General features: G+C 45.7%; 12 protein-coding genes. 9 read left to right on the top strand and 3 right to left on the bottom strand.

The window, feature by feature from the left end; translation table 11 throughout:
* Positions 1-476: 476 nt before the first annotated feature.
* Entirely contained in the window at positions 477-2543 is a 2067-nt protein-coding gene (locus tag P4361_RS07185) for a PBP1A family penicillin-binding protein (protein WP_328088797.1), read from the bottom strand.
* Positions 2544-2887: 344 nt separating this feature from the next.
* Here P4361_RS07185 and P4361_RS07190 point away from each other — a divergent pair, with 344 nt between their 5' ends.
* The 9 genes from P4361_RS07190 to P4361_RS07230 all read left to right on the top strand — a co-directional run bounded on the left by P4361_RS07190 (position 2888) and on the right by P4361_RS07230 (position 12966).
* Positions 2888-4183, top strand: a complete 1296-nt coding sequence (locus P4361_RS07190) for an amidohydrolase (RefSeq protein ID WP_328088799.1) — start codon at positions 2888-2890, stop codon at positions 4181-4183.
* 422 nt (positions 4184-4605) lie between these two features.
* Entirely contained in the window at positions 4606-5637 is a 1032-nt protein-coding gene (locus P4361_RS07195) for a 2-dehydropantoate 2-reductase (protein ID WP_328088801.1), read from the top strand.
* 128 nt (positions 5638-5765) lie between these two features.
* Positions 5766-6593, top strand: coding sequence for a polyamine aminopropyltransferase (gene speE / locus P4361_RS07200; protein WP_053356421.1), 828 nt, complete (start codon positions 5766-5768; stop codon positions 6591-6593).
* Positions 6594-6814: 221 nt separating this feature from the next.
* Positions 6815-7693, top strand: a complete 879-nt coding sequence (gene speB, locus P4361_RS07205) for an agmatinase (RefSeq protein WP_328088805.1) — start codon at positions 6815-6817, stop codon at positions 7691-7693.
* A 130-nt stretch (positions 7694-7823) separates the two neighbouring features.
* Complete coding sequence (locus P4361_RS07210) at positions 7824-9596, top strand: PAS domain S-box protein (RefSeq protein WP_256225134.1); 1773 nt, start codon at positions 7824-7826, stop codon at positions 9594-9596.
* Between the two features lie 172 nt (positions 9597-9768).
* The gene (locus P4361_RS07215; RefSeq protein ID WP_248254448.1) at positions 9769-10212 is read left to right on the top strand and encodes a DUF1934 domain-containing protein; all 444 of its coding nucleotides are present in this window, start codon (positions 9769-9771) and stop codon (positions 10210-10212) included.
* Positions 10209-11879 carry an arginine--tRNA ligase gene (argS, locus tag P4361_RS07220; protein ID WP_256225133.1) on the top strand — a complete coding sequence of 557 codons (1671 nt, stop codon included), beginning with the start codon at positions 10209-10211 and terminating at the stop codon, positions 11877-11879. Before P4361_RS07215 ends, argS begins: the two co-directional genes overlap by 4 nt.
* A gap of 135 nt (positions 11880-12014) precedes the next feature.
* Positions 12015-12188 carry a XapX domain-containing protein gene (locus P4361_RS07225; RefSeq protein WP_062238484.1) on the top strand — a complete coding sequence of 58 codons (174 nt, stop codon included), beginning with the start codon at positions 12015-12017 and terminating at the stop codon, positions 12186-12188.
* 19 nt (positions 12189-12207) lie between these two features.
* Complete coding sequence (locus P4361_RS07230; protein WP_328088808.1) at positions 12208-12966, top strand: alpha/beta hydrolase; 759 nt, start codon at positions 12208-12210, stop codon at positions 12964-12966.
* Here P4361_RS07230 and uvsE read toward each other — a convergent pair.
* On the bottom strand, positions 12959-13912 hold the full coding sequence (gene uvsE / locus P4361_RS07235; protein WP_256225131.1) for a UV DNA damage repair endonuclease UvsE: 954 nt from the start codon (positions 13910-13912) through the stop codon (positions 12959-12961). The genes P4361_RS07230 and uvsE overlap by 8 nt on opposite strands.
* 67 nt (positions 13913-13979) lie before the next feature.
* The gene (gene cls / locus P4361_RS07240; RefSeq protein WP_328088810.1) at positions 13980-15182 is read right to left on the bottom strand and encodes a cardiolipin synthase; all 1203 of its coding nucleotides are present in this window, start codon (positions 15180-15182) and stop codon (positions 13980-13982) included.
* Positions 15183-15316: the final 134 nt, after the last annotated feature.

The following is a 15316-nucleotide window of genomic DNA, read 5'->3' on the forward strand; positions in this document are numbered from 1 at the left end:
CTGTAGGAAAGCTGTTTTCGTAACCTTTGTTGCTTTTGAGAGTGGTTGATTTCCGTTTCAGGATGCTCGCTTTCCGCGGGGCGGGCGGTGAGCCTTACCGGCGCCAGCGCCGGTGGATCTCACCTGTCCCGCTAGTCCCGCAGGACAAGGAAGGCTTCGGCAGCGTTATATAGCACGAAGAAAATGTGAAATTCATTTTCGAGGGGTCTCGTACCTTGCACTCCAATCAACTTGTCAATGAAGACTCTTTACAAAAATGTTCCAAAGCAACAATCTATTAGAAAAGAGCCTTTGAAAATGATGCGTTTTGCAAGTAAAATGTGTCGAATCGCAAGTAATTCGGGCATTTTCGCAAGTAACGCACGGAAAGTCGCAAGTAATCTTTGTCGAACCGCAAGTAATAGCACCAATTCCGCAAGTAAACCAAAAGATCCGCCTCAAAACACCTGAGAGCGGATCCTTTTATCCTCATTAAATTAATGCCACCAAGGAAAGACCTTCTGAAACCACCCTTTTCTCTTCTGATCGAGTCCGCTGTCATCCAGCGGGCGGTCCCCCGCATGCTCGTGGCAGTATTCTGTTGGCTCTGTTCCTTCTATATAATACGTACGCCGCTTCACTGGGCAATTTTCCGTAGCAAGTTTTCCGTTTTTTGGATTGACCATCACACTGACGACGCCTTTTGGCTTCTTAAAGGCAGTTGCTGGCTCATTTTTTAAGGCGTCTTCCATGTAATGGACCCAGATTTTTTTGGAATAGCTCCCATCGTTGATCCGGTTGATCTCTTTTCCCTGGTCATAGCCGATCCAGACGCCTGTTGTGAGCTGCGGTGTAAAGCCGACCATCCAGCTGTCGGTCGGTGTGGAGCCGGATTTTCCTGCAGCCGGACGGGTCAAGTACTGATCAATGCTTGAGCCGGTGACCTTCGTGTAGTCGTTCAGCTTTTCATCAAACATCCCTTTCATCAAGTCGGTCATAACGAAAGCGGCCCGTTTGTCGAGAACCTGTTTCTTCTCATATTGATGCTCATAAATAACGTTCCCTTTGCTGTCGGTGATTTTCTTAATGAAAACCGGTTCGACCCTTTTGCCTCCGTTCGCGAATAGGTTATAGGCGTTCGTCATCTCCATGACGCTTACCCCTTTTGTTCCGAGAGCTAAGGAAGGAACACTGGATAAAGGGCTCTTGATCCCGAACTGGCGCGCTGCTTTGACAAGTTTTTTCGGCCCGAGATAAAGGTTGGTCTTGACCGCATAAATATTATCGGATAGCGCCAGAGCTTCAGAGAGAGTGATGAAATCATAGGCATACAGGTTGTTGTAGTTCTTTGGCTCATAATCCTTTTGCCCGTCCCCCATCGCAAACGAGGTCGGTTCACTCTTAATGGCAGTGGATGGCGTATAGCCGTTTTTTAACGCTGTATAGTACAAGAACGGCTTAAAGGTTGAACCTGGCGCACGTTTTGCCTGGACGGCCCTGTCAAATGGACTTTCTGCAAAACTCCGGCCGCCGACGAGTGCTTTAACGTCTCCGTTCCTCGGATCCATGGAGACAAGAGCGGTCTGAATGGAGGAATTTTGATCGATTCGTTCCTCAATCTCCTTTTCGGCGGCTTTCTGCATGGAAACATCCAGGGTCGTGTAGATGTGAAGTCCGCCAAGCTCTACCAGCTTTGGGTCGATTTTTAGCTTGTTCTTCAGTGTCTTCATAACCTCAGCCTGAAAGTAAGGCGCGATTTTTGGCTTTTGTTCTTCTTTTTCGCTCACGATCGTAAGCGGAGCTGCAGCTGCAGCCGCTGCTTCCTTCTTAGACAAGAACTGGTTTTTCTCCATTGCTCTTAAGATGATGGACTGCCGCTCTTTTGCCCGTTCTTCATGATAGAGAGGAGAATAATAGGCTGGCCCTTTTGGTATGCCTGCCAGCATGGAGGCTTCGGAAACGTTGAGATGGCTTGAATCTTTGCCGAAATAATAAGCAGAAGCGGATTGTATGCCATATGTTCCGTGGCCGTAATAGATGGTATTTAAATAACCTTCGAGAATATCATTTTTTGAATAATTCATCTCCAGTCTTATCGTGTAAAAGGCTTCCATCGCTTTTCGAAACCACGTTTTATCATGAGTTAAAAAGAGATTCCTCGCAAACTGCTGGGAGATGGTGCTCGCTCCCTGAACCTTTGCTCCGGCCCTGATGTCTGCCAGCAGAGCGGCGGCGATTCGTTTTAGATCGAAACCGTGATGATGATAGAAATTCTTATCTTCTATGGCGATAGTTGCCTGTATAAGGGCAGGGCTCATTTTGTCCAATGGAACCCAAAAACGCTTCTCACCGGAATTATTGATTTCGCCGATCTCTTCTCCATCCCGGGCATGGATGACAGTCGTCTGCGGAACGAGCAAAGGAGGAGGGCCCATCAGTTTGGCCAGCAGCAGCACGCCGAGAAGGCATACAGCCATTCCTCCGCCCATAAAGGCGGCCAGTTTGCCGATTGTTTTTGCTTTTTGTAGTGCAGTGTACTCCTTCCAGCGCTTGATCCAGGACATGCCTATACCCTCCTTCATTTTTTCATTAAATGTTTGCATAACCATTGATGCACTTTGGAGCGGTTGATTTCCGTTTCAGGCTGCTCGCTTTCCGCGGGGCGTGCGTTGAGCCTCTTGGCGCAAGCGCCTGCGGGAGTCTCAACTGTCACGCTCATCCCGCAGGAGTCTCGCACCTTGCACTCCAATCAATTTGTCAAGGAAGCTCTGTGCCAATAGTGACCATGCTCAATATTTTTAAAAAAAGCTTTTCATTAACTAGTATGGGAGGACAAGGCATCTTCTAAACGTAGGGAGAGAGGGAAATGTTATACTTGTCCCATACAGAAGGACGAAACAGGAGGGTTATGGCGTTGATTTTAAAAAATGCACGATATCTTAATGAAATGAATGGAACTTGGACGGCGAGGCAGGATGATATATTAATAGATGGAAATACGATCAAAGAGATAGGGAGCCTGGAGCACCTGTACAGCGATCATGAAGTGTGGGATGTGAAGAACTTTCTTATCATGCCAGGCCTCATCAACGGGCACCAGCATACACCGATGTCCTTGCTGCGCTGCTACAGTGATGATCTGCCATTAATGGATTGGCTCAATAAAAAGATGCTGCCGGCAGAGATGAAGATGACGAGTGAAGACCGCTACTGGGGAGCCATGCTGTCCATGGCGGAAATGATCAAAAGCGGTACGACGGCTTATGCCGATATGTACATAGATATGGACACGATTGCAAAAGCGGTGCAGGAGACCGGAATACGTGCCTCGTTGGCAAGAGGGATGATCGCGATGGACTCCAACTACAGTGACCGTATCGAGGAATCACGCCAGCTTGTGGAGCGATGGAACGGAAGCGCTGAAGGTCGGATCACGGCAATGGTTGCCCCGCATTCACCATACATGTGCCCGCCGGATTTCTTAAGTGACGCTGTAAAGCTGGCAAAAGAACTGGATGTGCCGCTGCACACCCACCTTGCAGAGACCTCGGATGAGCGGGTGATGATTCAGGAACGGCACGGCATGAGCCCGGTGCAATACTTGCAGGCGGCTGGATTTTTTGAAGATACAAGGGTTGTTCTTGCGCACGGCGTTCACTTTACGGAAGAAGACCTTTCCATTCTGGAATCGGTTAAGGGCGGCATCATTCACAATCCGGTGAGCAACGCCAAGCTCGGGTGCGGAACAAGCAATGTGGTTGAGCTGAAAAAACGCGGGCTTAAGGTAGGGTTGGGAACAGACGGTCCGGGAAGTGCGAGCACACTGGACATGTTTATGGAAATGAAGGCAGCAGCCTGGATGCAAAAATTGCTTCATGAGGATGCTTCTTCCCTATCCGCTCATGAAGTATTGACAATGGCAACGCAGAACGGTGCTGAAATTCTTGGGATCGGCAAGGAAACAGGAAGTATTGAACCTGGCAAAAAAGCGGATCTGCTGTTTCTTAACATGAACCAGCCGCATCTGCTGCCGGCACATCATGATGCTTCTCTTCTTGTGTATGCCGCTGCGGGTCAGGATGTTGATTCTGTCATGATCGATGGGAAGATTGTTATGAAAAATCGGGAACTGTTGACGATGGATGAAGAGAAAGTGATGTTTGAAGCGAAGCAAAGTGCAGAAAATCTTTTGAAGCGGCTTTAATGAGGCTTCACTGACAAATTTTCATAATGATGGTATGATAAAGGCAGAAACGTAATAAAATAAGACCGCTGGCATGCTGGCCAGCGGCTGTCAATAGTCGGCTCTCCCCAGGGGGATCGGCTATGATTCAAAGCAAAGTCAGAAAAATAGACCGTTTCCTTGAGTTGGGGCTGAAGGGTGGTCTATTTTTTATGCGATAAAACAGAAACGATAAGGGACGCAAAAGCGACCGCAAACATAAGCGCTTCAAATATCGTCAGAGGCATCACCCCCTTTCGCGTAAAGCCTTTACACGATTGGTTGAGCTTTTAGCTTATAGGAGTGCGCCGACCACCCTAAGGAACCTATACTATTGTCTTCTCATTATACCATCTGCCGCGAGATAACATTCAATGTTAAAAAAGATAGGAAAAAAGGCGGCTATGGAAACTGGTTTTTCATTTGGGTATCCATTTACTTTGCGGTACTATAAAAAGAGAGAAATTTCCGAATATAATAGAAGGCAAGGTGAGAAGATGAAGGTTGTTGTGTTTGGTGCAGGCGCCTTAGGAGTCTATTTTGGGGGAAGGTGGCTTGAGGCGGGCCACGAGGTCTCCTTTTTAGTACGGGAAAGAAGAAAGAGAGAGATCGAGGAGCAGGGCCTGTTTATCCATAGTGTGGCAGGAGATTACGAGCTGGATGAACCAAAGCTGATTCTTCATCCGGATGAGGCGGGCTCCTGTGATCTTGTTTTGCTATCTTTAAAAGGCTATCATCTTGAACAGGCGCTTCCTTTCCTGAAACTTCTTGTTGGACAGGGAGCTCGAGTCCTTCCTCTGCTGAATGGGATCGAACATATTTATAAGCTTCAGGACGAGCTTGGAGAGGATGCTGTGCTCGGCGGCTTGGCTTTTATCATTGCCACCCTGGACGAGAAAGGGCATGTGATACATACGAGCGGGCAGCATGACATTGTTTTTGGTGCGCTAGTTTCTTCACAGCAGGAAATGTGTGAATCCCTTTATCAAATGATGGAAAAAAGCAGGATGAATGCTGCACTGAGTCCTGACATTATTAAAAGTCTCTGGCAAAAATATATGTTCATTACGGCTTTCTCAGGAGTAACAACGGCAGCCAACCTGCCAATCGGAAGAATACGAGAACAAGAGGAGACACTTCAGCTGTTCCGTTCCGTGTTGACGGAAATGAAGAACCTTGCCAATACTTTTCAAGTCGGACTGGAAGAACAGGACATTGAGGAGACAATGGAACGAATTGAAGGCCTTCCTTACGAAGCTACTTCTTCCATGCATCAGGACAGACGCAAGAGCCTGTTTCTTGAGGTCGATCATTTGCAGGGAGGCGCACTAAGGCTGGCGGAACAAAGTATGCTGGAGCTGCCGTATACCGCAGCTTTGTACGCTTTAATCAAGCCGTTTGAAAGCGGTGTTGTCTCAGTTGCGGCAAAACCGTAGATCGTCAGCTCTCTGGTGTGGGGTTTAACTGAAATTGCGTGTGGAATAACAAAAGGGTAAATGCTATAATCGTTATGTTTGTTAAAAGAACAACGATGCCTGGCATTTCAAATAGAGGAGTGATGAACGTGGAATTATGGTTCACGGAAAAACAGACGAAAAACTTTGGGATTACTGCGAAAATCAAACGCACATATGTGACGGAGCAAACAGAATTCCAAAAGCTTGATATGGTAGAAACAGAAGAATTCGGAAACATGCTTGTGCTTGACGGTATGGTCATGACCACGCAAAAGGACGAGTTTGTTTATCATGAAATGGTAGCACACGTACCTTTGTTTACTCACCCGAACCCAACCCAAGTTCTTGTTGTCGGCGGAGGAGACGGCGGTGTCATCCGTGAAGTACTGAAGCACCCTTCCGTAGAAAAAGCAACATTGGTTGAAATCGATGGCAAGGTTATCGAGTATTCAAAGCAATACCTTCCTGAAATCGCAGGTGAGCTTGATAACCCGCGCGTGGAAGTAAAAGTGGATGACGGCTTCATGCACATCGCAACAAGCGAGAACAAGTATGATGTGATCATGGTTGACTCTACTGAGCCTGTAGGGCCTGCTGCGAAATTATTTGAAAAAGGTTTCTATGAAGGTATCTCAAAAGCGCTGAAAGAGGACGGTATTTTCGTTGCTCAAACAGACAACCCTTGGTTTACACCTGAATTGATCTCAAAAGTATTTAAAGACGTGAGCGAAATCTTCCCGATCACCCGTCTTTATACGGCGAACATCCCGACGTACCCAAGCGGGCTCTGGACATTCACGATCGGTTCAAAACAATACGATCCATTGGAAGTGAACGAAGAGCGTTTCCATGACATCGAAACGAAATACTGGACAAAAGATCTTCAAAAAGCAGCCTTCGCATTGCCGAAGTTTGTAGGAGATCTGATCAAGTAAGGCTGAAGCCGAACTTCAGCGATTATGAAAAATGAGGCGTTTCGCAAGTAAAGTCTCCTTTTTCGCAAGTAAAAGACCGATTTCTGCAAGTAAACTTACCAGTTTTGCAAGTAAAGCCGGCAGTTTCGCAAGTAAACCCATCATTCTCGCAAGTAAATTGCCAAAATGGTCTGAAAGCCGGAGCTGAAGCCACACAGAAAGAGAAAGGGGCAACAAAAGTCATGCGATTTGACGAAGCCTATTCTGGAAATGTATTTATTTTAAGCAAACAGGATTATGATAATGCAGATGCGGTCCTCTACGGAATGCCGATGGACTGGACGGTATCGTTCCGCCCGGGTTCACGATTCGGCCCTGCAAGAATCCGTGAAGTGTCTTTGGGGCTTGAGGAATACAGCCCATACGCGGACAAGCATCTTGAAGAAGTAAATTATTTTGACGCAGGTGACATTCCGCTTCCGTTCGGAAATCCGCAGCGCAGCCTTGATCTTATCGAAGAATATGTTGCAACATTGCTTGACGCCGGCAAGTTTCCACTTGGCATGGGCGGAGAGCATCTCGTATCTTGGCCTATTTTTAAGGCATTGAAGAACAAGTATGATGATTTTGCGATCATCCATATCGATGCCCATGCTGATCTTCGGGAGCAGTATGAGGGAGAGCCGCTTTCCCACTCCACTCCTATTCGCAAGGCGTGCGGTTTGATCGGAGCGGAAAACGTCTACTCTTTCGGTATTCGTTCCGGAATGAGAGAGGAATTCCAATTTGCCAAAGAATCCGGCATGCATATGTATAAGTTCGATGTGGCTGAGCCTTTGAAAAAGGTACTTCCTGCGCTTGCCGGCCGCAATGTCTACGTGACGATCGACATTGACGTTCTTGATCCTGCTCATGCACCGGGTACGGGAACAGCGGAAGCAGGTGGAATCACATCCAAAGAATTGCTGGAAGCGATTCACTTAATCTCCGAGTCTGACATCAACGTGATTGGTGCTGACCTGGTTGAAGTAGCTCCAATCTATGACCCTTCTGAACAGACGCCGATCGCTGCGAGTAAATTCCTTCGGGAAATTCTCCTCGGCTGGGTCAACAAAAAATAATAGTGTAAACAAAGGACTAAAGCCGTTTGTAGGTTTTAGTCTTTTTGTGTCGAAAAAAGTTACAAAATTGTGTCTATTTTGATATAGTTATTAAGGTAAATGAATGCAAAAGCAGAAAGGAGCGAGGGGAATGGGAAATAAGCTTACAAGGTCTATGATGCCTTTTATGCATCAGCTGTCGGATGCCATCATACTTCTAACCAAGGATTTTTCTATACAGGAGATCAATTCAGCCGCAGAAAAAATGACAGGCCGGGCACAGGCGGAGCTGAAAGGCCTACCCATCTCAAGCCTCCTTCCAGACTTGAATATAAAACGAAACAAACAGCAGGCTGTATTGTCTGGAGATATGCATGATTCGATGATTGTGGATGTGAGTATAGATGATCTGGGTACAGATGAAGCATATCAAGTCTGTATTCTCAAGCCTGTAAACACAGATGTTGAAGAAGTTAACTCAGGAGCTATTGAAAATTTTCAGGAAGATCTATTGGTTACCTTAACTAATATTGTGCCTGACTTTATCGGGATTAAGGACGGATATGGGAAATTTGTTTACGCCAATAAATTTTCGGGTGATATATTTGGTTACCCGCATACAGATTTTATCGGAAAAACCGATGCTGATCTTGCCCAGTTAGTTCCTTATTTCAAACCGGTTTTTGATTATTGTATTGAAACCGATGAAGGGGTTTGGCAAGAAGGCAAACTTCAGCGTTGTGTAGAAAAGATTCCGACGGCCTCAGGCGCCAGGATTTTTGATGTATACAAGATTCCAGTCTTTGATGAGGAAGGCGTTCGGAAAAACTTGCTCGTTTTCGGGCGGGAAATCACAGACCAGGTTTTGTCCCATGAAAAACTGCAGGAAAGCGAATCGAGATACAGGCTATTGGCCGAAAACTCTACCGATATAATCTCCACTCATAATGTGGAGGGAGAAATGCTCTACGTTTCACCTGCATGCGAGCAGCTGCTCGGATATACCCCTCAGGAATTGCTGTCCAAAAAAGCCTTTGATCTCTTTCATCCAAGTGATATTAGGCGATCGCTGAAGGTACATGAACAACTGTTAAAGGGAAGCGAAATCAGCAACTTCCAATTCAGGCTGAAGAGCAAGAAAGGCGAATACCACTGTGTTGAAGCGACCTGCCGGGGAATTAAGGATGAATTAACCGGTGAAGTCATTGAAATTATCGCTGTTACACGGGATATATCCGAACGGAAGGAAGCGGAAGAACTGCTTCGCAAGTCTGATAAACTTTCGATTGTAGGCCAGCTTGCGGCTTCGGTAGCTCACGAAATCCGGAATCCGCTTACCGCACTGAAGGGTTTTATTCAGCTTTTTCAATCTAAAGGAATCGTGGACTGCGAGAAATATTATGGCATTATGCTGGATGAGCTGAACCGGATTGAGCAAATCATCACGGAACTGCTGATCCTTGCCAAACCTCAATCCAAGACGGTCGAAAAGAAGGGCATCAAAGAGCTCATTCATTACGTCGTGGACCTGCTTGACCGCCAGGCTCTTGTTCACAATGTCCATATCGTTTGTGATTTGGAGGAAAATCTTCCTCTTATTAACTGTGTGGAAAATGAACTGAAGCAGGTGTTTATTAACTTAGTGAAAAATGCGATTGAAGCGATGCCGGATGGAGGAATCATCCACATCGACAGTGAGCGCAAAGGCAGAAACATTGAAATTATTATTCAGGATCAGGGATGCGGAATCCCGCCTGAAAGCCTAAAGAAACTGGGTGAGCCGTTCTATTCGACAAAAGAGAAGGGAACCGGGCTCGGATTAATGACGAGCTATAAAATCATCCAGGAGCATTTCGGTCAAATCAATATAGAAAGCGATTCCGGCAGAGGTACAGCTGTTAAAATCATCCTTCCAATCGCATGACGCACTTCCAGAAGGAGAAGTGCGTTTTTCTTTGTTTAAGGGTAAGGTTGAAGAAATAGGGAAGAATCCTTTATAATAGTTGAGTTATAAACAATAATCATATGAGATTGGCATACAGAACAAATCAGTGCTTCTGTATTTTAATAGAAATGATAAAAAGGACGGATCCGACATGGATGGACAAGACGCTGTAATTTCGGTCAATTTAATAATGGAAACCGTCATTCAGCATGCAAAGGAGAAAGATGTACATAAAGGCGAAGCAGAAGGAACGCTTTACCGCAAAGGGGATAGTACGTTTCTCAAATATACGGAAGTTATAGAGGGCGCGGGTTCAGTCAACAATGTAATTAAAATGAACCATGAAGGCATAGTCATCTTAAGGAGCGGCAGTGTGGCCATGCGCCAGAAGTTTTTGATCGGGCAGACAACACAGGGGATGTACGATACCCCATATGGCCAGCTATGGATGGAAACAACCACACATCAGATGAATTTCCGCTGGAACCAGCAGAGCAAAGAAGGCGATTTGCTCTTGAAGTATGGACTTGTACTGCAGGGAGAAGACACAGGCAATTATTCGATAAAGATCAATTTTCAGGAGGCAAAGTCATGAACGTTGTAGATCAGGTAAAGCTACATTTAAAACAAGAGATTGAAGAAGCGGTAATTAAGGCAGGATTGGCAGAAAGAGAACAGCTTCCAGAAGTGGTTCTTGAAATTCCAAAGGATAAGTCGCACGGGGACTACGCGACCAATATGGCGATGCAGCTCGCTCGTATTGCCAAGAAAGCACCAAAAATGATTGCAGAAGAAATTCTGAATCATTTTGATAAAAGTAAGGCATCCATCAGCAAGCTTGAAATTGCAGGTCCGGGATTCATAAACTTTTACATGGATAATGCGTATTTAACAGACTTAATTCCAGCTATTCTTAAAGCAGGAAAAGATTACGGAAGAACAGAATTCGGCAGTGGGAAGAAGGTTCAGGTTGAGTTTGTATCAGCGAACCCGACAGGAAATCTTCACCTTGGACATGCGCGCGGTGCAGCTGTTGGTGATTCTCTTTGCAACATCCTTGATCGTGCAGGATATGAAGTCTCCCGTGAATATTATATTAATGATGCGGGAAACCAGATTAATAACCTTGCTTATTCCATTGAAGCACGATACTTTCAGGCTCTTGGGCAAGAAAAGGAAATGCCGCAGGACGGATACTTCGGTAAAGATATTATTGAATTCGGAAAAGACCTCGCTGAAGAGTACGGAGACAAATGGGCTGCAGCTGATGAAAAAGAGCGTTTCAACTTCTTCCGCCAATACGGCCTTGATAAGGAACTTGAGAAAATAAAAATCGATCTGGCTGAATTCCGGGTTAATTTTGATGTATGGTATTCTGAAACGTCCCTTTACGAATCCGGAAAGATCGACAAGGCCCTCTCGAAACTGAAAGATGCAGGGGTTGTCTATGAAGAAGAAGGCGCGACTTGGTTCCGGACAACGGACTTTGGCGATGATAAAGACCGTGTTCTGATTAAGAATGACGGATCGTATACGTATCTGACACCGGATATCTCTTATCACCAGGATAAGCTTGACCGAGGTTTTGAGAAGCTGATTAACATTTGGGGAGCAGATCACCATGGTTATATTCCTCGAATGAAGGCGGCCATCCAGGCGCTTGGCTATGACCGTGAACAGCTCGATGTTTTAATTATCCAGCTTGTTTCCTTGTTCCAAAACGGGGAAAAAGTAAAGATGAGCAAACGTACGGGAAAAGCTGTAACCCTGAAAGATCTAATGGAAGAAGTAGGCATAGATGCAACTCGCTACTTCTTCGCGATGAGAAGCTCTGACACTCATCTTGATTTTGATATGGACTTAGCGGTTTCAAAATCAAACGAGAATCCGGTATTCTATGTGCAGTACGCACATGCCCGTGTATGCAGCATGCTGCGCCAGGGTGCGGAGATGGGCTTGTCCTGCGACGGAGAGCTTGACCTTTCTCACGTCTCCTCTGAAAAAGAGGTTGAGCTGCTGAAAAAGCTCGGCGAATTCCCGGCTGCGATTGATGAAGCGGCTGATAAGATGCTCACCCACCGCATCACGAACTATGTATTTGAACTGGCATCTGCACTGCACAGCTTCTACAATGCTGAGCGAGTGCTCGATGCTGAAAATAAAGAAAAATCAACCGCTCGCTACGCGTTGATGAAGGCCACTCAAATCACGATTGAAAACGCATTGAAGGTTGTGGGTGTTTCCGCACCTGACCGAATGTAAATAGAGGAAAAGACCTGCTGTTATCAATAACAGCAGGTCTTTTTTTATGTCCAGCGCAAGCGGCCAGGCGCTTGCGCTTTTCTGGGGGATAAACTGCGTATCACTGGAGACCATAAACGGAGGGAGGAATGCAGAATGAAGCTGGTTATTTTAGCACTGATTACAGGTGCAGCTGTAGGCATCGTTTTTGCCATGCTTAAGCTGCCGATTCCTGCTCCGCCAGCCTTATCGGGCATTGCCGGAATCGTTGGGATTTACCTGGGATACAAGATCTATCTTTGGGCGTTTTCGCTTTTTATGAAGCCATGAATAAAGAGGGGTGGTTTGTATGGCAGCAAGAGATGTGCATACATCTTACAGAGAATCGGGGTCAGGTCTTCCTCTTGTTTTTATCCACCCTCCAGCGCTGACTTCCCGTATTTTTAAGTATCAGCATGAAGGGCTAAACCAGAATTTCAAAGTGATTACATACGATATGCGGGGACATGGCAACACGCTGTGCAGGGAGGACTCGTTCACGATTGGAACACTGAGTGATGACCTGCTCGCTTTGCTGGATAAACTGGAAATCGAGAAGGCTATCCTGTGCGGTTATTCTGCGGGAGGTACGGTGGCTCAGGATTTTGTTCTGCGCTACCCTGAGAGGGTGCGGGCTCTCGTGTTAAGCGGAGGTTTTCCGCAAGTGGCGTCCTGGTTTTTAGAAAAAGAATTCAGGCTCGGGATCCATCTTGCTGCACATTATCCTCTCTTTTTAATAAATGGTTTGGCTTGGTCCCATAAAGTGGATGGAGAAGACAGGCAAGAAATTGCAGAGGAATGCAAAAAAGGCAGCCAGATGACCTGGCGGCGTTTTTATGAGGAAAGTATGAAGTATAGCTGCACGGAATCCTTGCCTGAGATCCAAGTACCGCTGTTATTGTTTTACGGTTCCCGCTCCTTTTATTTTTTACCCTATAAGGAGATTTATCAAAGACTCGTACCGCATACCGATACCATCATCGTTCCGGGAGCATTCCATCAGATCCCGGTTAAACAGTACAGATTCTTTAACCACGCACTGACCCATTGGGCCGAGTCCGTCAGATGATCAAGGTGCCTCCGCTCATCCGTTTGATTCCCCTTACCTTGGCGAGTTCACCAATCAATCGAATGAGGGCGATATCCTTCTGTTTTGCTTCGATCATCACATCCAGCTCATCCGTAAATGGCTGGATCATTTTAAAGAAAGGCATCACATAGTCGAGGCTTACGAAGTCATGATGGCTTCGGTAGGCCTTTTCTGTTTTTGGTGAAGATAGATGGACTTTAGGCGGCCGCCCGGTGCCTTGCCATGTCGCAATAAAACGGGGAAGAAGTACTTCCAGCGGAACGGAACTGGGGTTGGCCAGGTGATGATGGTAATCAAACATCATGGGTATCCCTTCAGCTTCACATATGTCCAGTGTTTCTTCAGTCGTATAGGTTTTATCGTCATTTTCAAGTGTCATGGTCTGTTTAACGGGAGCAGGCAATTTTTTAATATTTTCATGGAATCGTGCTATGGAAGATTCTTTATCCCCATAAGTACCGCCAACATGGATGTTGATCCGTGCTTCCTTTTCAAGACCCATCGCCTGGAGCATGGCGTAATGGTATTCCATGTCTTTCACAGCATTATCCGTAATATGCTCCTTGGCGCTTGTAAACAGGGTAAACTGGTTTGGATGCAGACTCACACGGAGGCCGTGGGCTTTCACAAGGTCCCCAACCGCACGAAACTCCTCAGCAGTATGCTTTAAATACTCCCATTCGACGTCAGGGTGAGTCGCCAGCGGAACGATCGAGGAAGACATCCGATATAAAGGAAATTGAGAAGCGATGTTGTAGTGAATGATTCGCAGTGCATTTTTTAAATTTGTTTTTGTAATGGAAATTAGTCGCTGTTCCCGTTCCTCTTTTTCAAGCTTTGACCAAGTGGCAAAAGTCATCGTTTTTGACGGTGATGAATCGAAAAGGGTAAGAGCGGTGGAAACAAAACCAAAAGATACAATCATTGCAGCAGCCCCTTTGAAGTCAAGTCATACTCGTTCATTCACCGTTTAAGCATAAAATAAACAAAACTTATAAAAAAGGTAAAAGAACCCGTGAGATCTGAATTTTTGTTTTTGTCCAGAGCGAGAGCCTGTCCAAAGCCGTGACTTGCAGGGTTTCGGAACGGGCTAAGTCTACTTCAATGGCCTTCAGCGTCACTTTAATCAGTTCCGGATCATGGAAAATGCAGTTTACTTCTGAATTGGTAAACATGCTTCGCAGATCGAAATTTGTTGTGCCAATATCGCAGATTTTTTCATCGACCATAAAAACTTTCGCATGGAAAAAACCTTCATAATACTGGTCGACACGGCATCCGGCTTTTAACAGTTCCCTCAGGTACGGATAGGAAGCTTCTTTTACGAGCGGATGATCGGATTTCATCGGGACAAGCAAGATTACCTCCACACCGCGTTTCAGTGCATGAAGGAGAGCTCTCTGCAGGCTGGCATCCGGTATAAAATAGGGTGAGCCGATAAAGATTCGGGTTTGGGCCTGTTCAATTCGCTGCAAGAAGAACGAATAGATCTGTTTGGATGAGAAAAGGGCCGTAAAAGTCTGAGGCCCCTCTTCAAGTTCCGGAAAATAAGAATTCCCGCTTAACTTTTCACACGAAGCCTCCTCCCAATCGAGAAGAAATTGGTGCTGCAAGGAATGGATTACAGGGCCATCCAGCTGTAAATGATAATCGCGCCAATCCCCAAGCTTCGGATCCCTTCCTAAATATTCGTCTCCTACATTGAATCCCCCGGTAAATCCTTTTTTTCCGTCAATAATCGTTATTTTCCGATGGTTTCTACGGTTCAGTTTATAAAAGAAGTAAGGAAATTCGGGCTTAAAGCTATAGGCAAATTGAACCCCTGCCAGCTTCATTTCATGTATGGCTTTCTTTTTTAGGAAAAAACTGCCCATATAATCGACGAGCAAACGGACAGCTACTCCTTCTCTCGCCTTTCTTTTCAGAAGAGATGTCATCTCCTTGCCGATGCAGTCCTCATTGAAAATATAAAATTGAATATGTAAATGATGTTTGGCTTGTTCTATTTCCTCAAACAACGTATCGAAAAAATCCGTACCGGTCGTGATGAGAGCCGCTTTCCCCGTACAGACAGCAGGATCTTCCAGCTCCTTTTTCGCAACATTTTTCTTGCCTAATTGAAAATCGAGCCAAATAAACACTGCTATTATAACGGCTGCAAGCAGGAGGATTAAAATACTGTATACGATGGCCATGACGGTACTCCTTTCTTGTAGAAATAGGTCTGATTAGTATCTCCAAGAATCAGGAGAATCATCGGTGTCAGGCACCCGAAAAAATTTTTTGAATAATATTGACTGAATGCTCATTCAGTTATATTTTTTATGTT

The sequence above is a fragment of the Fictibacillus sp. B-59209 genome (assembly GCF_036216745.1).
Lineage (GTDB): Bacteria > Bacillota > Bacilli > Bacillales > Fictibacillaceae > Fictibacillus_C > Fictibacillus_C marinisediminis.

Bases quoted from the DNA above. Each gene is read 5' to 3' on its own strand.
- argS (WP_256225133.1), top strand. From the start codon at position 10,209: ATGAACGTTGTAGATCAGGTAAAGCTACATTTAAAACAAGAGATTGAA.
- P4361_RS07210 (WP_256225134.1), top strand. From the start codon at position 7,824: ATGGGAAATAAGCTTACAAGGTCTATGATGCCTTTTATGCATCAGCTG.
- P4361_RS07195 (WP_328088801.1), top strand. From the start codon at position 4,606: ATGGAAACTGGTTTTTCATTTGGGTATCCATTTACTTTGCGGTACTAT.
- uvsE (WP_256225131.1), bottom strand. From the start codon at position 13,912: ATGATTGTATCTTTTGGTTTTGTTTCCACCGCTCTTACCCTTTTCGAT.
- P4361_RS07215 (WP_248254448.1), top strand. From the start codon at position 9,769: ATGGATGGACAAGACGCTGTAATTTCGGTCAATTTAATAATGGAAACC.
- speB (WP_328088805.1), top strand. From the start codon at position 6,815: ATGCGATTTGACGAAGCCTATTCTGGAAATGTATTTATTTTAAGCAAA.
- P4361_RS07190 (WP_328088799.1), top strand. From the start codon at position 2,888: ATGGCGTTGATTTTAAAAAATGCACGATATCTTAATGAAATGAATGGA.
- cls (WP_328088810.1), bottom strand. From the start codon at position 15,182: ATGGCCATCGTATACAGTATTTTAATCCTCCTGCTTGCAGCCGTTATA.
- P4361_RS07230 (WP_328088808.1), top strand. From the start codon at position 12,208: ATGGCAGCAAGAGATGTGCATACATCTTACAGAGAATCGGGGTCAGGT.
- P4361_RS07225 (WP_062238484.1), top strand. From the start codon at position 12,015: ATGAAGCTGGTTATTTTAGCACTGATTACAGGTGCAGCTGTAGGCATC.
- P4361_RS07185 (WP_328088797.1), bottom strand. From the start codon at position 2,543: ATGTCCTGGATCAAGCGCTGGAAGGAGTACACTGCACTACAAAAAGCA.